16 protein-coding genes are annotated in these 18353 nt (G+C 72.2%); 5 read left to right on the top strand and 11 right to left on the bottom strand.

All coding sequences use genetic code 11. The annotated features are described in order from the left end of the window. Positions 1-269 precede the first annotated feature (269 nt). Positions 270-1319, top strand: a complete 1050-nt coding sequence (locus tag HHX31_RS06345) for a serine/threonine-protein kinase (protein ID WP_169946020.1) — start codon at positions 270-272, stop codon at positions 1317-1319. Between the two features lie 18 nt (positions 1320-1337). Here HHX31_RS06345 and HHX31_RS06340 read toward each other — a convergent pair whose 3' ends face one another. From HHX31_RS06340 to HHX31_RS06330, 3 genes are read right to left on the bottom strand one after another with little or no spacing between them, the layout of a single operon-like run. After that, positions 1338-1814, bottom strand: a complete 477-nt coding sequence (locus HHX31_RS06340; RefSeq protein WP_169946018.1) for a PepSY domain-containing protein — start codon at positions 1812-1814, stop codon at positions 1338-1340. A 35-nt stretch (positions 1815-1849) separates the two neighbouring features. Then, on the bottom strand, positions 1850-3118 hold the full coding sequence (locus tag HHX31_RS06335) for a HAMP domain-containing sensor histidine kinase (RefSeq protein WP_169946016.1): 1269 nt from the start codon (positions 3116-3118) through the stop codon (positions 1850-1852). Between the two features lie 55 nt (positions 3119-3173). Next, on the bottom strand, positions 3174-3854 hold the full coding sequence (locus HHX31_RS06330) for a response regulator transcription factor (RefSeq protein WP_169946014.1): 681 nt from the start codon (positions 3852-3854) through the stop codon (positions 3174-3176). Positions 3855-3948: 94 nt separating this feature from the next. Here HHX31_RS06330 and HHX31_RS06325 point away from each other — a divergent pair, with 94 nt between their 5' ends. Next, complete coding sequence (locus tag HHX31_RS06325) at positions 3949-4434, top strand: septum formation initiator (protein WP_169946012.1); 486 nt, start codon at positions 3949-3951, stop codon at positions 4432-4434. Between the two features lie 31 nt (positions 4435-4465). Here the strand turns inward: HHX31_RS06325 and dop are convergent, their stop codons facing one another. The 4 genes from dop to HHX31_RS06305 all read right to left on the bottom strand — a co-directional run bounded on the left by dop (position 4466) and on the right by HHX31_RS06305 (position 10350). Beyond that, on the bottom strand, positions 4466-5983 hold the full coding sequence (gene dop / locus HHX31_RS06320) for a depupylase/deamidase Dop (RefSeq protein ID WP_169947181.1): 1518 nt from the start codon (positions 5981-5983) through the stop codon (positions 4466-4468). Between the two features lie 75 nt (positions 5984-6058). After that, on the bottom strand, positions 6059-7276 hold the full coding sequence (locus tag HHX31_RS06315; RefSeq protein ID WP_311931618.1) for an acyltransferase: 1218 nt from the start codon (positions 7274-7276) through the stop codon (positions 6059-6061). A 241-nt stretch (positions 7277-7517) separates the two neighbouring features. Next, positions 7518-9281, bottom strand: a complete 1764-nt coding sequence (gene arc, locus HHX31_RS06310) for a proteasome ATPase (RefSeq protein ID WP_169946010.1) — start codon at positions 9279-9281, stop codon at positions 7518-7520. A gap of 205 nt (positions 9282-9486) precedes the next feature. Next, complete coding sequence (locus HHX31_RS06305) at positions 9487-10350, bottom strand: tRNA (adenine-N1)-methyltransferase (protein ID WP_169946008.1); 864 nt, start codon at positions 10348-10350, stop codon at positions 9487-9489. A gap of 103 nt (positions 10351-10453) precedes the next feature. Between HHX31_RS06305 and HHX31_RS06300 the strand changes: the two genes are divergently transcribed. Then, positions 10454-11554, top strand: coding sequence for a GNAT family N-acetyltransferase (locus tag HHX31_RS06300; RefSeq protein ID WP_169946005.1), 1101 nt, complete (start codon positions 10454-10456; stop codon positions 11552-11554). Between the two features lie 24 nt (positions 11555-11578). Here the strand turns inward: HHX31_RS06300 and HHX31_RS06295 are convergent, their stop codons facing one another. Continuing rightward, positions 11579-12802 carry an aminotransferase class III-fold pyridoxal phosphate-dependent enzyme gene (locus tag HHX31_RS06295; protein WP_169946003.1) on the bottom strand — a complete coding sequence of 408 codons (1224 nt, stop codon included), beginning with the start codon at positions 12800-12802 and terminating at the stop codon, positions 11579-11581. 50 nt (positions 12803-12852) lie between these two features. Next, a complete protein-coding gene (locus HHX31_RS06290) occupies positions 12853-13752 on the bottom strand; it encodes a carbohydrate kinase family protein (protein ID WP_169946001.1) in 900 nt (299 codons plus the stop codon). 52 nt (positions 13753-13804) lie between these two features. On the opposite strand from HHX31_RS06290, the gene HHX31_RS06285 reads away from it, so the two are divergent. Beyond that, complete coding sequence (locus HHX31_RS06285; RefSeq protein ID WP_169945999.1) at positions 13805-14395, top strand: TetR/AcrR family transcriptional regulator; 591 nt, start codon at positions 13805-13807, stop codon at positions 14393-14395. A 70-nt stretch (positions 14396-14465) separates the two neighbouring features. On the opposite strand, the gene HHX31_RS06280 is transcribed toward HHX31_RS06285, so the two are convergent. Next, entirely contained in the window at positions 14466-15977 is a 1512-nt protein-coding gene (locus HHX31_RS06280) for an FHA domain-containing protein (RefSeq protein WP_169945997.1), read from the bottom strand. 156 nt (positions 15978-16133) lie between these two features. Then, entirely contained in the window at positions 16134-17303 is a 1170-nt protein-coding gene (locus tag HHX31_RS06275; RefSeq protein ID WP_169945995.1) for a site-2 protease family protein, read from the bottom strand. Positions 17304-17461: 158 nt separating this feature from the next. Here HHX31_RS06275 and HHX31_RS06270 point away from each other — a divergent pair, with 158 nt between their 5' ends. Then, complete coding sequence (locus HHX31_RS06270) at positions 17462-18322, top strand: PD-(D/E)XK nuclease family protein (RefSeq protein WP_169945993.1); 861 nt, start codon at positions 17462-17464, stop codon at positions 18320-18322. Positions 18323-18353: the final 31 nt, after the last annotated feature.

Genomic DNA, 18353 nt, shown 5'->3' with positions numbered 1-18353 from the left:
ACACCTCCGCTGCTCGGGGGGACGCCTCTCCCCATATCTTCCCCGAACCGACCGACAATGCGCGCGAAAGGACGTGCGATCTTCGGCCGTGCCCCGAAGCCGGCCCTCCCGGCGCCCGCAGGCAAGGCAAACAGCGGGAAATCGGCACGGTGATAGACCGGATCGTTATCGAGCTCACCCTCCCCGTGGCCCTCTTTCGGCGCGCCACGGCCGTGTCCGGGACGACAATTGATGGATCACGGGATCTGGGGCTAACGCACGGGTGGTCGATGGCATCGCACGCACGGCAACTGCTGGCGGATCGGTACCAGCTGCTGACGCCCTTCCGGCGTGACTCCGGAGGGATCATGTGGCACGCCCATGATCTCCGCCTCAAGCGCGACGTCGCGATCAAGGAGGTGCAGCCGCCCTACCGCGTGGACGTGGCCGATCTGGCCGCCGCCCGCCGGCAGGCGCTGCGCGAGGCCCGTTCCGCGGCCCGGCTCAGCCACCCGGCCGTCATCACGGTGCACGACCTGCTTGAGGACAAGGGCCGGCTCTGGATCGTGACCGAGCTCCTGCAGGGCCTCACACTGGCCGACACCGTGCGGCACCTCGGGCGGCTTCCGGTCCACTGGGCCGCCTGGGTGGGTTTCCAGCTCCTGTCGGGCGTACGGCACGCGCACTCGCTGGGCGTCGTCCACGGGGACATCCGCCCGGCCAACGTGACGCTCACCGAGGACCGGGTGGTGCTGACCGACTTCGGCATCGCCGCCTTCGAGCGGGATCCGGCCGGGTCGTCGACCCTGCCGGTGGCGCGGTCCGGCGCCTATCTCGCCCCCGAGCGGCTGCGCGGGAACTCCCTGTCCCCCTCCGCCGACCTGTGGTCGTTCGGCGCCACGCTCTACCGCGGGGTCGAGGGACGGCCGCCGTACCCGGCCGCGGGCCCGCTGCCCGACGGCGTGCTGCTCGGCCGTGGGCCCGAGCCCCCGCGCCGGGCCGGCCCGCTGCGGCCGCTCCTCGAAGGCCTGCTGCGGCCCGACCCGGACGAGCGGCTCACCGTGGACCACGCGATGGAGGTCCTGGTGGACGTGCTGCGGCGGCAGGGCATCCCGGCGGCGACGCCCGGCCGTACGGCCGGCGAGCTGCCGAGCCGTACGACGTCCAGGCAGAGCAGGGAGCACCCCTACGCCCGCGGCCCGGCGCACGGATCGCCGCGGGCGTCAGGGGAGCTCACGACCGGGCGCATCCGCGACGCCGACCAGCGGGGGGACTGGCCCCACTGGCCGTCCCCCACGACCCGCCCACGCCGGCATCGCAACGGACCCCCGGCGCCCTGACCCCCGCCCGCCCGCGGGTCAGTCGTCGTCGTGGTCGTCGTGGTCTCCGTTGCCGTGGTGGTCGTCGTGGTCGTCGTGGTCACCGTGGTCCTTGTGGTCACCGTGGTCGTCGTCGCTGTCGTCGTCGATCCGGAACTTGACGATCTTCCCGTTCTCGGCGGAGACGTGCACGTCGTACTCCGTGCGGTCCTTGAGGAGCTCGACCTCCCACACGCGCTCGCCGTGCTCCCAGTCGCGCTCCACCTCGGTGACCCGGGCGCCGGGCACCCGCTTCTCGGCGATCGCGACCGCCTGGCTCTGACTGACGGGGGTGGAGGCCGAGGCGGAGGCGGGAGTGCTCGGCGAAGCGGAGGAGGTGGAGGAGGGAGAGGCGGTGGGGGTGGCCGAAGGGGCGGCCGGGGCGGCGGCCGACGCGGCGGCGACGGCCGCTCCACCGGCGGTCAGGACGGCGAGGGTCGTGGCGGCGGCGAGAGCGAGCTTCGTTGAGTTTCTCATGGCCCAACCGTCGCAGCGCTCGCGCTAGGGCCGCGCTAAGCGCTCCCTAAGACCAGGCGTACCTCCGCGCCGCCCAGATCGGACTCGCCGAGAGCCAGGGAGCCGCCCGACTCCTCGGCCGCGCGGCGGGCGATGTCGAGGCCGAGTCCGGTCGACCCCGCCCCGCTCTCCCCCCGCCTCGGCGGCCCGCCCGGCCCGAAGCCGGGACCGGCGTCCGACACCGTGAGCACGGCCGTGCCGCCGTCGCCGGCGGCGAGCCGGACACGGAACGCCCCGCCGTCGGGAGTGTGCGCGAAGACGTTGCCCAGGAGCGCGTCGACGCAGGCGGCGAGGTCCTCGGCGGACACCCCGACCGGCAGCGGGCCGGGGGCCAGGTCGAGCGCGACCGCCCTGGACTGGTCCTCGGCGAGCACCGACCAGAAGGCCACCCTGTCGCGCACGACCGGGGCCGCGTCGCACGAGGCCCGTTCCTTCGACCGCCGCCGCACGTCGTTGATCACCGCGGTGACCGCGCGCTCCAGCGCGTCGACGCGGGCCTCGATCCTCGCCGCCTCCTCGGGGTCCGACAGCGACTCCGCCTCCAGCCTGAGGCCGGTGAGGGGGGTCCGCAGCCGGTGGGAGACGTCCGCCACGACCTCCCGCTCCTCTGCGAGGAGGTCCGAGATGCGTCCCGCCAGGTGGTTGAGCGCCAGGCCGGCCGTACGCACCTCGGGCGGGCCGAGCGGCGTCGCCCTGGCGGTCAGGTCGCCCGTGGCGAGGCGGTGGGAGACCTCGGCGAGCGCCGTGGTGGACCTGACGACCGCGCGGGCGAACCGGTCGGCGACCAGGATGCCGATCCCGACCAGGGCGGCCCCGAGGATCAATAGCGCGAGCCATGTCCTGCGCACGCCGGCCATCAGGTCCCCTTCGTCGAGGAAGACCCGGACGACGGCGGCGCCGCCCGGCGCCCCCTCGACCGCCACCAGGATCTCCCGTCCACCCGGCGCGACCGCCGACAGGCTGCGGCCCCGCGCCGCGAGCTCCACCGCGGCCGTGCGGGGCGCGTCGGTTCCGAGCACCCGGCCGTCCGCGAGGAAGACCGTCACCGGGCGGCCGCTCGACGCGCTCGCCTGCTCCGCGGTCAGCCGCAGCGTGTCCTCGTCCACCGCGCCGACCGCCACCGCGACCGACTCGGCTGTCCTGGTGGCCGAGGCGACGGCCTCGCTCCACGCCGTGGAGCGGACCAGCAGCGCCAGCGGTACGAGCAGCGAGACCAGCACGAGCGACGTCGTCGCCGCGACGAGGACCGCGAGCCTGCGCCTCACCCGCGCTCTCCCCGGCCCGCGCGGACGCGGTTCGCCCGGCCGGCCGTACGGGGGGTCACGAGGGGGCGGTGAGGCGGACGCCGACGCCTCTGACGGTCTGGAGGTAGCGCGGCTGCTGGGCGGTCTCGCCGAGCTTGCGGCGCAGCCAGGAGAGGTGGACGTCGACGGTCTTGTCGGTGCCGCCGTAGGGGATCTGCCAGACCTCGGTGAGCAGCTCGCGCTTGGTGACCACCTGCCCGGCCCGGGCCGCCAGGTGGTGCAGCAGGTCGAACTCGCGCGGCGTCAGGTCCAGCGGGGCGCCGTCGAGCGTCGCCTCCCTGGTCCGCGGGTCCACGCGCAGCGCCCCGACGGTCAGCGAGGTGTCCTCGGGGGCGGTGTCCACGCGGCGCAGCACGGCCCGGATGCGGGCGTCGAGCTGCGCGGCGCTGTACGGCTTGACCACGTAGTCGTCGGCGCCCGCGTCGAGCAGGCGGACCATCTCGGCCTCCCCGTCCCTGGCGGTGGCCACGATGACCGGCACCCGGCTCACCGCCCGGAGCATGCGGAGCAGGTCGGCGCCGTCCATGTCGGGCAGGCCGAGGTCGAGCACGATGAGATCCGGCCGGTCCTCCACCACCGACCGCAGCCCGTCAAGGGCGGTGGGGGCGGAGGAGACGGCGTGGCCGCGCTCGCGCAGGCCCCGGGTGAGGGAGCCGCGGATCGTGGCGTCGTCTTCGATGAGCAGCACGCTTGGCATTTGCCCGCTACGTTAGCCGCCTGCGCTCACGTGGCATAACTCCGTTATCTGAGCCTTAGCACTCCCTTAGCGTTCGCGGTGGGAGAGTGGGCCCGTGCGCACCCGCCTCGTCCTCGCCGTCGCCGGATGGCTGCTGGCCGCCGCGCTCGCCACCGGGGCGGGCGTCGCGGTGCTCGGCCTGTTCGGCCGCCCGCTCACCGGACCCGCCGAGCGGCCCATGACGGCCGAGGAGATCCGCGTCGCGCTCGCCAGGGACACCCCCGCCGCGCCGTCCGCCGGCCCCGGCGCCGTCCCGGAGCGGTCGCCCGGACAGGCCACACCGGACGCGACGCCGGACGCCACGCCCGTCACCGGCCGGAAGCTGATCACGACCGCCGCGGGCAGCGTGATCGCCCGGTGCGACGGCGGCCTGGCGCGGCTCCAGTCCTGGACACCCGGTCAGGGCTACGAGGTGGACGACGTCGACCCGGGGCCCGACGACGACGCCATGGTGCGGTTCGAGTCCGACGAGACCAAGGTCGAGATCGAGGTGCGGTGCGCCGGCGGCGTCCCCGTACCCCGGATCTCCCACCACGACTGATCCCCCGCGCTCACCGGCGCGGAGGTGTCTGTCAGCCCTCGCCGGTGAGCGCGGCGACGAGGTCGGCGGCGGTGCGGCAGCGGTCGAGCAGGTCGCCCACGTGCGCCTTGGTGCCGCGCAGCGGCTCCAAGGTCGGCACGCGCTGGAGCGACTCCCGGCCCGGGATGTCGAAGATCACCGAGTCCCAGGAGGCGGCAGCGACCGACTCGCTGTACTGCCGCAGGCACCGGCCCCTGAAGTAGGCCCGGGTGTCGGTGGGAGGCGTCTCGACCGCGCGGTCGACGTCCTCGTCGGTCACCAGGCGCTGCATCCTGCCCCTGGCGACGAGCCGGTTGTACAGGCCGCGGTCGGGGCGGATGTCGGAGTACTGCAGGTCGACCAGTTGCAGCCTGGGGTGGTTCCAGGGCAGGTTGTCGCGGGTGCGGTAGCCCTCCAGGATCTCCAGCTTGGCGACCCAGTCGAGCTCCCTGGACAGTTGCATGGGGTCCTCGGCCAGCCGGGTGAGCACCGACTCCCAGCGGTTGAGCACGTCCTTGGTGAGGTCGTCGACGCCCGCGCCGAAGCGGTCCTCGACATACTTGCGCGCCTGCTCCAGATACTCCATCTGGAGCTGCACGGCGGTCATCTTGCGTCCGTTGCGCAGCGCGATCTCGTACTTGCAGGTCGGGTCGTGGGACACCGCGCGCAGCGCCGCGACCGGCGACTCCGGGGTGAGGTCGATGGTGAGGAACCCCTCCTCGATCATCGCCAGCACCAGGGCCGTCGTACCAAGCTTCAAATATGTCGAAATTTCCGACATGTTGGCGTCGCCGATGATCACGTGCAGCCGCCGGTACTTCTCCGGGTCGGCGTGCGGCTCGTCGCGGGTGTTGATGATCGGCCGCTTGAGCGTGGTCTCCAGCCCGACCTCGACCTCGAAGAAGTCGGCCCGCTGGCTGATCTGGAAGCCCTCGCTGCGCGAGTCCTGCCCGATGCCGACCTTCCCCGCGCCGCACACCACCTGCCGCGACACGAAGAACGGCGTCAGGTGCCGCACGATGTCGGCGAACGGCGTCGCCCGGCGCATGAGGTAGTTCTCGTGGCAGCCGTACGACGCGCCCTTGGCGTCGGTGTTGTTCTTGTAGAGCTGGATTCCGGCGTTGCCGGGGACGGAGGACGCCCGCACCGCGGCGTCGTACATCACCCGCTCGCCCGCCTTGTCCCAGATGACGGCGGCCCTTGGATTGGTGCACTCGGGCGTCGAGTACTCCGGGTGCGCGTGGTCGACGTACAGGCGCGCGCCGTTGGTGAGGATCACATTGGCGAGCCCGAGGTCCTCGTCTGTGAGCTGACTCTGGTCCGCCACCTCCCGGGCCAGGTCGAACCCCCGGGCGTCACGGAGCGGGTTCTCCTCCTCGAAGTCCCATCGGGCCCGGCGAGCGCGGGCGGCCGACGCCGCCAGGTACGCGTTGACAACCTGTGATGAGGTCACCATCGCGTTCGCTCCCGGTTGACCTGGCACGGCGATGCCGTACTCGGTCTCGATGCCCATCACCCGCCGAACCGTCATTCGCACCCCGCCTGCTTCAGGCCGTCGTAGTCGTATCCGAGCCTAGCCCTTTCTCTATGCCCTGCTACCGAACAGTTACGGCACAGATGCCTCGGGACTTTGCACCGGAATGCTCGTAGCGGTCCGGTCGGCACGGCCGCCACCACGCGCGCGGGGCCTCCGGTAGCGGACGCGCAGGGCCTCCAGCCTGGCCCGGAGCCATCGCTGACCGGGTCTGTCGACCAGCCGGTAGACGAGGTAGGCGATCCCGATCGAGACCGCCATCGTGATGCCGGCGAGCGGCCACGGAGGCACCACGTCCCGGTACGCGGGGATCACGACGGCCGAGATCGTCTGGTGCAGGAGATAGAGCGGATACGTCAGCGCCCCCAGGGTGACCAGGCGGCGCCAGCGCACCCACCTGAGCCAGCCGAGGGCGACCGCCGCCATCAGGAGGTAGACGACCGTGATCGCGACGATGACGGCCTCCGGGGGCGCCGGATAGCGGGCGATGCCGACCAGGCGCACCCGCTCCCCCACGCGCTCCATGGCGGCGTGCAGGGACATCCCGTAGCTCACGGCGATGATCACCCATGGGATCAGGGCCCCGGTCCGCGCCCCGAAGCGGTGGATCAGGAAGAAGGCCATCCCGGCCATGAAGTACGGCGCCTGCCGCGGCATGAAGACGAAGACGAGCGTCTCGTTCTGGGTGACCTCGGCCACCAGCGCCAGGCAGGACCAGGCCGCCAGGAACACCAGGCAGCGCCGCAGCGTGATCCCCACGAGGGAGAACAGCGCCAGGAGGACGTAGAACCGCAGTTCCACCCAGAGGGACCAGAAGACGCCGCCGGCGTGGCCCACGCCGAACGCCCCCTGCAGCATGGTCATGTTGAGCAGGTACTCGCCGTCGCTGAGCTTGGGATCGAACCCGGCGACCCCGCTGAAGCGGTACATGATGAAGATCACCAGCACGGCGAACCAGTACGCCGGGTACAGCCGCGCCACCCGGGAGACGGCGAACTGGCCGACCGTGTGCCCCCAGACGCTCATCAGGATGACGAACCCGCTGATGAGGAAGAACAGCTCCACGCCGAGGATGCCCAGCGTGGTCAGCCTGGCGACCGGCTCGAACAGCTTGGTGGGGTACGCGTCCCACAGTGACCTGCTGGCCGCCATGAAGTGGAAGGCCATGACGGCGAACGCGGCCACGAAGCGCAGGACGTCGAGCTCGACCAGACGGCGGCTCCCCGCGCCAGCGGCCGGAGCGCTCCGCCGCACGTCCTGGCTCGCCGCCTGGCTCGCTGCCCGGGTCACGGGCCGGCTCACGGCCTGTCTCACGGGCTGTCCCACCTAAGTCGCCCCCGCCGGCCAAGGAAGATCACGCCATCTTTGACGCGATCACCCCCGTCTCCGGTTCCCTCGGATCACGACCGCCACGGGAGACGTCCGCCGCCCCGCCGGCGGCCGGCGAGAAGCCCGGGAACGCCGGAGGAGCGGCGCGAATCGGATCGCGCCGCTCCTCGATGGCACCGGTCCCGGCGGGTGCCGGGGGGTACTACAGGTACTGACCGGTGTTGGCGACCGTGTCGATCGACCGTCCGGCCTCGGTGCCCTGCTTGCCCTGCACGAGCGTGCGGATGTAGACGATCCGCTCGCCCTTCTTGCCGGAGATGCGGGCCCAGTCGTCGGGGTTGGTGGTGTTGGGCAGGTCCTCGTTCTCGGAGAACTCGTCCACGCAGGCGGCCAGCAGGTGCGAGATCCGCAGGCCCTTCTGCCCGGTGTCGAGGAACTCCTTGATGGCCATCTTCTTGCCGCGGTCCACGATGTTCTGGATCATCGCGCCGGAGTTGAAGTCCTTGAAGTACAGGACCTCCTTGTCGCCGTTGGCGTAGGTCACCTCGAGGAAGCGGTTCTCCTCGCTCTCGGCGTACATCCGCTCGACCACCCGCTGGATCATCGCGGCGATCGTGCCCTCGCGGCTGCCGCCGTGCTCGGTGAGGTCGTCCGGGTGCAGCGGCAGTTCGTTGACGATGTACTTCGAGAAGATGTCCTTGGCCGCCTCGGCGTCCGGCCGCTCGATCTTGATCTTGACGTCCAGGCGGCCGGGCCGCAGGATCGCCGGGTCGATCATGTCCTCGCGGTTGGAGGCGCCGATGACGATGACGTTCTCCAGGCCCTCGACACCGTCGATCTCCGACAGGAGCTGGGGGACGATGGTGTTCTCGACGTCGGAGGAGACGCCCGAGCCGCGGGTCCGGAAGATCGAGTCCATCTCGTCGAAGAACACGATCACCGGGGTGCCCTCGGAGGCCTTCTCACGCGCCCGCTGGAAGACCAGGCGGATGTGCCGCTCGGTCTCGCCGACGTACTTGTTGAGAAGCTCGGGGCCCTTGATGTTGAGGAAGAAGCTCTTGCCGGACTGGCCGGTCTTCTCCGCGACCTGCTTGGCCAGGGAGTTGGCGACGGCCTTCGCGATCAGGGTCTTGCCGCAGCCGGGCGGGCCGTACAGCAGCACGCCCTTCGGCGGGCGCAGCTTGTGCTCGCGGAACAGGTCGGCGTGCAGGTAGGGCAGCTCGATGGCGTCCCTGATCTGCTCGATCTGCCTGCTGAGACCGCCGATCTCCTCGTAGGAGATGTCAGGGACCTCCTCGAGGACGAGCTCCTCGACCTCCGACTTGGGGATGCGCTCGTAGACGTAGTTGGAGCGGGGTTCGAGCAGGAGGGAGTCACCGGCCCGCAACGGCTGCTCAAGCAGCGAGTGGGCCAGCTTGACGACCCGCTCCTCGTCGGCGTGCGAGATGACGAGGGCGCGCCCGCCGTCCTCCAGCAACTCCTTCAGCATCACGATCTCGCCGACGTCCTCGTACCCGAGGGCCTCGACGACGTTGAGCGCCTCGTTCAGCATGACCTCCTGGCCACGCTTGAGCGACTCGACGTCCACCGCCGGACTGACGTTCACCCGGAGCTTGCGCCCGCCCGTGAACACCTCGATCGTGCCGTCTTCCCGTGCTTCGAGGAAGACGCCGAATCCGGACGGCGGCTGCGCCAGCCGGTCGACCTCCTCCTTGAGGGCGACGATCTGGTCCCTGGCCTCCTTGAGGGTGGCGACCACACGCTCGTTCTGGCTAGTAAGGGCGGCCACCTGAGCCTGCGCCTCATGGAGACGCTCCTCGATGACCCTGGCCTGCCGGGGAGACTCGGCCAGCTTCCGGCGCAGCGCGGTGATCTCCTCCTGCAGGAAGGAGACCTGTGTTGTGAGGTCGGCGACCTCCCGTTCGCGCTGCGCGGCTCGAGCCTCAGCGTCGTCGCGAGCTGCCACGCCCCGTCACCTCCTTCCCCGTCGAGAACGACTACTCAAGACCCTACCTATCTTGGCGCTGTACGTAACCTGGCCGGGCAGTGTTCGTGTAGTTACGTTGGGTGTTCGGCGTTTGATACCTTATGGACCGATTGTTCGGGTCACCATTAGGAACACACCCAGATGTTCCCGTGTCACGTGGTTTTGCCGGGTTGTGGCCGAATCGTCACCCTTGTTCGATCCCCTCTCCGTGCGCACCCTTGGCGGGGCGCCTGCGCCGCGGCGGGGGCGTGACGCCGTCCGCCATGCGCCTGGCGGTGACGAGGAATCCCGTGTGGCCGACCATCCGGTGATCGGGCCGCACCGCGAGCCCTTCGACATGCCAGTCGCGAACCAAGGTCTCCCACGCGTGGGGCTCGGTGAAACTCCCGTGCTCCCGCAGGGTTTCCACCGTTCTGGACAACTGAGTCGTTGTCGCTACATAGCAGCAAATAACTCCTCCAGGAGTAAGGGACTTCGCCGCCGCGTCAACGCACTCCCAAGGAGCGAGCATGTCCAGGATGACGCGATCGACGTCCGTCTCGTCGAGCGCGGCCACGAAGTCGCCCACCACCAGGCGCCACTGCTCGACGGGACCGCCGAAGAACTTCTCCACGTTCTTCGTGGCGACCTCCGCGAAGTCGGCGCGCCGCTCGTAGGAGGTCACCTTCCCCTCGGTGCCCACCGCACGCAGCAGGAAGCAGGTGAGCGCGCCCGATCCCACCCCGGCCTCCACCACCCGGGCGCCGGGGAAGATGTCGGCCATGGCGACGATCTGGGCCGCGTCCTTCGGATAGACCACGGCGGCGCCGCGCGGCATCGACACCGCGTAGTCGGCGAGCAGGTGCCGGAACGCCAGATACGCCGTGCCGCCCGAGGACCGCACGACGGACCCCTCAGGCTGCCCGATCAGGTCGTCGTGCGGGATCGACCCCTTGTGCGTGTGGAAGACGCCGCCCTCTTTCAGCGTCACCGTGTGCCGCTTGTTCTTGGGGTCGGTGAGCTGGACCTGATCTCCGGCCGCGAACGGGCCGTGCCTGCGAAAACCCATGCGGAAAGGCTAGTGCCGCGACCGGTGGGGTTCGCCCCTCGGGAGGAGGCGCGGGCCGGGAAAACACTGGCCGCCGCCGTGTCGCTGCTGCTAACAATGGGACATGTTGCCCAAAGAGGCGATTCCCGCCGGACCGGTCGTACTGCGCCTGCCGGCCGAGGGAGACGCCGACCAGATCGCCCGCGCCTGCGCCGACCCCGACATCGCGCGCTACATCCCCTTCGTCCCGACACCGTACACACGCGACGACGCGCTCGCGTGGATCACGAAGGCCCTCCCCGCCACCTGGGAGAACGGCGGAGCCGACTTCGTCGTCGCCGACCCCGGGACAGGCGAGGTCCTCGGCGCGGCCGTGCTGAAGCCGCCGGACCGGTTCGGCGTGACCGAGGTGGGCTACTGGCTCGCTCCGTGGGCCAGGGGCCGCGGCGTCGCCACGGCGGCCGTGCGCGCGCTCACCGAGCGGGCGTTCGCCCGGGGCGTCCCCCGCGTCGGGCTGATCGCCGAGGTGGAGAACGTGCCGAGCCAGCAGGTCGCCCAGCGGTGCGGATTCAGCCACGAGGGCGTGCTGCGCGCTGCCGGGTCGCCCCGCGGGGACGTCCGCGCCGATCTGGCGGTGTTCGGGCGGCTCGCCACCGACCCGGGCGACCCGGTCACGCCCCTCCTCCCGTTCTTCCCCGGCGGTTCTCTCACCGACGGCGTCGTCCGGCTCACACCGCTGACCACCGCTGACGCCGCCGACTACCACGCGCTGGCGTGTGTGCCCGACGTGGCGGACTCGCACGTGTCAGCCGTACGTCCCGATTACGCCGGCAGCGAGATGGTCTGCCGGTACGCCGGGCACCGGTGGCTGACCGGGCAGCGGGCCGACATCGCCATCAGGGACGCGGTGACCGGCGAGTTCGCCGGGGAGATCCAGCTCACCGGCATCGTCGCGCCCCTCGGGCAGGCGATGATCGGCTACGGCCTGCACCCCGCCCATCGCGGGCGCGGCATGGTGACACGGGCCGTGAACCTGCTGGTCGAGTGGGCGTTCACGCACACGGCCCTGCGCCGGATCGTCGCCGGGACCGCGCCGGGCAACACCAACTCGCACCGGGTACTCGAACGGGCGGGGTTCACCAGGGAGCACCTCGTCAAGGGGCTGCTGCCCGGCCCCGGCGGCACCAGGATCGACGACCTCCAGTGGGCCCGTACGCGCGACTGAGCGGCCGGGCGCCGCCACGCGGGTTCAGTCGGCGCCGTACGCGGCCCTCAGCTTGGCGAAGGCGGCGTCCGTCCCCTGGAGCGCGCGGTCGATCTCCTCGTCGGTGTGCGCGGCCGACAGGAACCAGTTGTGCCAGGGATGGAGGTAGACGCCCTCCTCCAGGCAGGCGCCGGCCCAGGCGATGCCCTTCTCCAGCGTCTCGTCGCCCTCGAAGGACAGCCACGGCACCTGCACGGGGCCGGTCTGCCTGACCACGAAGCCGTGCGCCTCCGCCTGGGCGGCGAGCCCCTCGCGCAGCCGGCTCCCGGCCCTGTGCATGAGCGCGGGGCCGTCGATCTCGCGCAGGATCTCGATCGTCGCCTTGGCGGCGGCCATCGCGGTGGCGGAGAACCAGAAGGAGCCGGTCGAGTACAGCGTCTGCGCCGCCCCGCGCAGCGCGTCGGTCCCGGTCACCGCCGCGATGGGGAAGCCGTTGGCCATCGCCTTGCTCCAGGCCGTCAGGTCGGGGCGCACACCCAGCGGCTCCCACGAGCCGCGCAGGTCCAGCCGCCACCCGGCGCGCACGTCGTCGATGACCAGCGCCGCGCCGATCCGGTCGGCCAGCGCCCGCACGCCGCGGGCGAACTCGGCGTCCGCGGGCTCCTGGTCCTCGAACGAGTCGTGCTTGAACGGCGTGACCAGGATGGCGGCGACGTCGCCGTCGGCCTGGGCCGCGGCGGCCTCGGCCCCGGCGAGGTCGTTGTAGGTGAACTCGATCGTGTCCGCCCGCTGGTTGGGGGTGACCCCCGACAGGCCCGGCGTGCACCAGGGGTCGGCGCCGTGGTAGGCGCCGTGGGCGACCAGCGCCTTGGTCCTGCCCGTCGCCGCCCTGGCCACCATCAGGGCCTGGGTGGTGGCGTCGGTGCCGTTCTTGGAGAACATCGCCCAGTCGGCGGAGGGGACGAGGTCGACCAGGAGTTCGGCGAGCTCCACCATGACCGGGCCCGGGCCGTTCAGGCAGTCGCCCTCCGCCTGCTGCGCCGCGGCGGCGGCCTCCACCCTCGGGTTGCGGTGACCGACGATCATCGGGCCCCAGCTGCACATCAGGTCGACGTACTCGCGGCCGTCGGCGTCCCACTGCCTGGCGCCCTCGGCGCGGACGAAGAACTGGGGGTAGCGGTCCCCGTGCAGGGCCGCGTTGAGGTGGCCGTACATGCCGCCGGGGATGACCTTGGCGGCACGGGCCCGCAGGGATGCGTCGAAGGACATGGGCGGCACTCCTGGGATCGGGGGAATCGGAGGATGGGGAGCCGGGGGCCTCAGGGCACGAAGCCGTCCAGGCCCGCGTCGGAGCCGAGCCCGCCCGCGACCCGCGCGGCCACGGCCGTGCCGAGGCGGGCCGCGCCGAGGACGTCCTCGCCGCGCAGCAGTCCCGCGGCGAAACCGGCGCAGTACGCGTCGCCGCAGCCCGTGGTGTCGACCACCGGCACGTCCAGGGCGGGCACCCGGGTGACTCCGCCCGCGGTGGCGACGAGGCTGCCCGCGGCCCCCATGGTGACGATCACGCCCTTCGGGCCCTCGGCGAGCAGCGCGGCGGCCGCCTCCTCGGGCGTCGCCGCCCCGGTGAGCATGAGCGCCTGCTCCTCGTTCGGCAGGAGGTAGTCGACGTGGGGCAGGAACGCGCGGACGCCCGGCATGAGGTCGGGCATGTTCGACAGCAGGTCGAGCGTGACGGTCGTGCCGCCCTCGCGGGCCTTGTCGAGCAGCGCGTGGAAGGCGGGGTCGTGCAGGCCCCAGGTGACGTCCATGCCGCCGAGGTGCACCACCTTCGCGGCGGTCAGCCGGGCCGCGTCGAGGTCGGCGGTCGCCAGCCCGAGATTGGCGCCCGGCACGTGGAACGAGGGCCGTCCGCCGTCCGGGCGGATGGGCAGGATCGAGGCCGCCGTCTGCTCCCCCGTCCTGCGCACCACGCCGTCCACGTCGACGCCGTGCCGCGCCATGATCATCAGGAGGAAGTCGCCCAGTTCGTCGTCGCCGACGGCGCCCATGGAGGCGACCGGCACGCCGATCTTCGCCAGAGCCACGGCCGTGCCCGCGGCGGCGCCGGCCGCGGTGATGCGGATCTGCTCGAGCAGGTGGGTGTCCTGACCGGCCGGGATGGACTCGACCGGGCGGGCCAGGACGTCGACGATATGCACGCCGACCGTCACTACCGTCATGTGCGGATAATAGACGGGCGCCCGACTAAAATGTCAACCGAGGTGACGGACCATGCCGAAGATCGTCAATCACGAGGAGCGCAGGGGTGAGGTCGTCGCGGCCGCCCGCCGGATCATCCTGCGCGAGGGCATCGAGGCCGCGACCACGCGGGCCATCGCCAGGGAGGCCGGCTACTCCAACGGGGTGCTCACGCACTACTTCGCCGACAAGGACGAGATCCTGCTGTCGGCCCTTGAGGCGTCCCACCGCAGGATCGCCGACCGGCTGCGGGAGAAACTGTCGGGCCGCACCGGCCTCGCGGCGCTGCGGGAACTGCTGCTCGACAACGTCCCGCTGGACGACGAGCGGGCCGGGGAGACCGGCCTCGAGGTGGGTTTCTGGGGCCGCAGCCTGACCAGCCCCGCCCTGCTGGAGGTCCAGCGGCGGGAGGCCGCCGAGCTCCGCTATCTGGTGACGAGCCTGCTCAGGTCCGCCGCCGAGGCCGGTGAGATCCGCGTGGACGAGGACCTGGAGGACGTCGCGGAGCGGCTACTCGCGCTCGTGGACGGGCTGAGCGTGCACCGGCTGCTCTATCCGTCGCACGTCACGGCCCAGCGGCTGGAACGGCTGGTCACGGGTGAGATCGAGCGCCTGCGCGCCTGATCCCGCCTTGGTCGCGGCGCCGTGATCCCGCCGCCGGGAGCCCGTGGAAGGCTCCCGGCGGATCCGCGGGTCAGGCGTTGCGGTGGGCCTCGTACCGCATCGTGCGCGAGACGCCGACGCGCACGGTCGTGCCCGGCAGGATCGGCACCGGCTCGTTCGGCGGGATGTCGTAGAAGTTGGGGTCGCCGGGCGGCTGGATCTGGGTGCCGTTCACCGAGCCCAGGTCGAGCAGGCTGACGTCCCAGTTGTCCAGGAAGACCCGCAGGTGACGGCGGGAGACCGAGCCGTCCGGGCTGGTGACCCTGGCAGGCCTGGCCTCGCCCGACTGCACCTCCGGCGCGCGCTCCGGGTCGCGGCCCAGCAGGTAGTCGGCCTCCAGCGGCAGCGCCATGCCGTCGTCGAGCAGCAGCACGCCGAGCAGCGGCCTCGGCCCCTTGTACGGCACGACGGCCCGCTGGTCGATGGGGACGCCGCAGACCGCGCAGTAGGGCGCGCGGGGGTCGTTGAAGTGGTCGTTCTTGCAGTCGACGCCGTACACCATCGGCCGCGGCTCAGGCTCCGGCGCCGCGTCCATCTGGGTCGCCTCGCCCGGGTCCTCGTCGGCGGGGACGGGCGGAGCCGGCTCGAACGGCCCGCTCGGCGGACCGTCCTGCCCGCCGAAGTCGTGCGGCCCCCCGAAGTCGTGCGGGCCGCCGAAATCGTGCGGCGCTCCCCTGTCCTCGGCGGGCTCGGGCGGCGGGGGCATCGGCTGCGGCCCCGAGTGATGCGACGGCCCCGGGTCGCCGAGCGCGGGCGGCAGCGGCGGCAGCGGCTGGGACGACCCCGGCGGCGCCTGCTCGGCCGGCGCTCCCCCACCGAACGGCGGAGCGGGCGGCGGTCCCGGCGGCGGTCCGGGCAGAGGGCTGGGCAGCGGGCCGGACGCGTACGGCGAGGCGGGCGGCGGCACCACGGGGCCGCGCGGGGCGATCGGCTCCGGAGCCCCCACCGGCGGCGGCTGGAGGTTCTGCTGCCCCTCGTAGCCATGCCCCTCGTAGCCCTGGAGGCCCTCGTGCCGCGGCGGGCGCGGGGGCAGCGGCGGGAAGGCGAGGTCCGCCTGCCGGGTGAAGTCGCACTCCAGCCCGGCTCCGGTGACCACGCCGCCGTCCAGCCTGGCGTACGGGCTCGACGGGCCCGCTCCCGGCAGGCGCAGCTCGACCCGGGACACGGGGCCGTTGACCAGACGGTCGGTCCAGGTCAGCGCGTCGTGCCCGGCGAGGCGAACCTCACCGTCCTGGCCCGACACGGTGGCGTACGCGGACCCGCTGACCAGCACGGCCACCCCGCCCCCCGCGGGACCCGCGACCGCGCAGGCCACCGGCTCGCCGCCGATCGACCTGTCCATGGCGCGGGCGAGGACCTGGGCCACCCGCCGGGCCAGCGCCCGGCCGTCGCCTCCCGTCGAGGCGGTCTCTCTCACCGCCGCCAGCAGGTCATCGATCGGGTGGTCGCCGCCCGCGGCGCACACGAGCAGCAGACCGTTCAGATGGGCGACCACGCCTTCCCCCGGCAGCGGGCGGACCACCCCCACGCCCTGTTCCGTCACAGAAGTTCTCCCTCCGGAAACGCCACCGGATGACCGGCATCATCGCCGGCACGGGATGTGCCGGATCGATCACCCCAGAAAGTAGCAAAAAAGAACGGTGAACCGGCCTGCGGGAGCGCGCGGCCGCCCCCGGGGACATCGTTCCCCCGGCCGCGCTCACACACCGGTGAACATGCGGTTGACGTCGGCGGTGGCGAGCACACCGTATATCTCCCCGCCCCGCTCGACCAGCAGGTACTCCGGCGCCGGGGTCTCCCGCATGGCGTCGAGCAGGGACTCCCCCTCCAGGTCGGCGCCGAGCACGATCGAGGGCTCAAGCGAACGCGACAGCGCGCCGACGGTCACCCACGGCCTTCGCTGCTCCGGAGTGGCGTTGACCGCCGCCTCGTTGACGATGCCGACCGGGCGCCCGTCGTGGCCGACCACCACCATGGCCCCCGCCCCCGCCTCCTGGGCCCGGCGCAGCCCCTCCGACAGCGGCACCTCGGCGGTGACCGGGATCGCCCGGCGGGCCAGCGCCCTGGCCCGCAACTGCGGCAGCCGGGCGCGCACGCGGGCCACCCGCAGCGACTGGGACGCGCCGAACCAGATGAACGACGCCAGCACCACGGTCCAGAGCATGCTGCCGATGCCTGGCTCCTGACCGGCCATCAGGTTCATCAGGAGCGGCACCACGACGACCGCCACCGCCACGCCCCGGCCGACCCACGCGGCGACCAGCGTGCCGGTGCCCGGGTCGCGCCTGACCTTCCACACGGCGGCCCGCAGCATCCGGCCGCCGTCGAGCGGCAGCCCCGGCAGGAGGTTGAAGATCCCCACGATCAGGTTGGACGACCAGAGCTGCCAGATCAGCACCGGCACGAGCCCGCTCGGCGGGTGCATGAACATGGTCAACGGGTCGACGGGCCCGGTCACGAACGCGACCGCGGACACCACGTAACCGACCGCCGCGAGGCCCAGCGAGAGCAGGGGCCCCGCGAGCGCGACGTTGAACTCACGGCCGGCCGTCTCCGGCTCGCGCTCGATCTCCGAGACGCCGCCGAGCATGTAGAGCGTGATCCTGCGCACCGGCAGGCCGTAGTGCTTGGCCACGACGCAGTGCGCCAGTTCGTGGAGCAGGACAGAGGCGTAGAGGAGCACGGCGAAGACCAGCGCGACCACGGAACTGCCGACGAGCCCGTATCCGGGGAGGCTCGCGGCGAAGACCGGCTGAAAGCTGATCGTGATGAACGCCGCCACGATGAGCCAGGTGGGTGAGACGTAGACGGGGATGCCGAACGGCCGTCCCATCCGCAGTCCGGTGGACTCCTTGACCGGTGTGCTCATGTGGCCGCCTTCCCCTTCCACGCCCCCGATGCTACGTGGCGGGGCGTGGGATCAGCCTATGAGTTCGCCCGCCCGTCGCGCACCGTGTGATCGCCCACGTCGCGCGAGCCGGGCCGGTGCGGGAGCGTTATGTCGGCCCGGTGTCCTACAGTTCGGGCATGACCCTCGCCGAAGAGCGCGCCGTCATCGGCGCGCTTTCCCCCTCCCGGGCCGGTGACTTCATGACCTGCCCCCTCCTCTACCGGTTCAGGGTGATCGACCAGCTCCCCGAGCGGCCCTCCGCCGCGGCGGTCAGGGGCACGCTCGTTCACGCCGTGCTCGAGCGGCTCTACGACCTGCCCGCGGAGGCGCGGACGGTCGCCGCCGCGCAGGACCTGCTGGAGCCCCAGTGGCGCCGGCTGCTGTCGGAGGAGCCCGACTACGCGGGGCTGTTCGAGGACGACGGCGAGCGGGACGCCTGGCTGGCGCAGGCGCGCGGCATGGTCGACCGCTACTTCACGCTGGAGGACCCGCAGCGGCTGGAGCCCGCGGAGCGTGAGATGTACGTCGAGGTCGTGCTGGAGAGCGGGCTGCTGCTGCGCGGCTACATCGACCGTCTCGACGTGGCGCCGACCGGCGAGGTGCGGGTCGTGGACTACAAGACGGGCACGGCGCCGGGGCGTGAATGGGAGGCCAAGGCGCTGTTCCAGATGAAGTTCTACGCGCTCGCGCTGTGGCGGCGCAGCGGCCAGGTCCCCCGGATGCTCCAGCTCATGTATCTGGGGAACGGCGAGATCGTGCGCTACGTCCCGGACGAGGCGGACCTGCGGGCCACCGAGCGCAAGGTCGAGGCGCTGTGGGCGGCCATCGAGCGCGCCGTGCGCACGAAGGAGTGGCGCGCCCGCCGCTCACGGCTGTGCGACTGGTGCGACCACCAGGCGCTGTGCCCGGAGTTCGGCGGCAGCCCGCCGCCCGTGCCCGACCGCGAGCCCGGCCTGTCGGCCCGGGTCAGCAGAAGGGCGGCCAGCGACGAGCTGTGACCGCGCCCACCGCTGCGCCCGTGGGCCCGCG

This window comes from Microbispora sp. H11081, from assembly GCF_012999535.1.
Lineage (GTDB): Bacteria > Actinomycetota > Actinomycetes > Streptosporangiales > Streptosporangiaceae > Microbispora.
Note: the sequence above shows the minus strand (reverse complement) of the source record. Positions and strands in the feature narration are given on the sequence as shown.

Bases quoted from the DNA above. Each gene is read 5' to 3' on its own strand.
- HHX31_RS06345 (WP_169946020.1), top strand. From the start codon at position 270: ATGGCATCGCACGCACGGCAACTGCTGGCGGATCGGTACCAGCTGCTG.
- HHX31_RS06340 (WP_169946018.1), bottom strand. From the start codon at position 1,814: ATGAGAAACTCAACGAAGCTCGCTCTCGCCGCCGCCACGACCCTCGCC.
- HHX31_RS06330 (WP_169946014.1), bottom strand. From the start codon at position 3,854: ATGCCAAGCGTGCTGCTCATCGAAGACGACGCCACGATCCGCGGCTCC.
- dop (WP_169947181.1), bottom strand. From the start codon at position 5,983: ATGACGGTTCGGCGGGTGATGGGCATCGAGACCGAGTACGGCATCGCC.
- HHX31_RS06305 (WP_169946008.1), bottom strand. From the start codon at position 10,350: ATGGGTTTTCGCAGGCACGGCCCGTTCGCGGCCGGAGATCAGGTCCAG.
- HHX31_RS06300 (WP_169946005.1), top strand. From the start codon at position 10,454: ATGTTGCCCAAAGAGGCGATTCCCGCCGGACCGGTCGTACTGCGCCTG.
- HHX31_RS06295 (WP_169946003.1), bottom strand. From the start codon at position 12,802: ATGTCCTTCGACGCATCCCTGCGGGCCCGTGCCGCCAAGGTCATCCCC.
- HHX31_RS06290 (WP_169946001.1), bottom strand. From the start codon at position 13,752: ATGACGGTAGTGACGGTCGGCGTGCATATCGTCGACGTCCTGGCCCGC.
- HHX31_RS06285 (WP_169945999.1), top strand. From the start codon at position 13,805: ATGCCGAAGATCGTCAATCACGAGGAGCGCAGGGGTGAGGTCGTCGCG.
- HHX31_RS06275 (WP_169945995.1), bottom strand. From the start codon at position 17,303: ATGAGCACACCGGTCAAGGAGTCCACCGGACTGCGGATGGGACGGCCG.
- HHX31_RS06270 (WP_169945993.1), top strand. From the start codon at position 17,462: ATGACCCTCGCCGAAGAGCGCGCCGTCATCGGCGCGCTTTCCCCCTCC.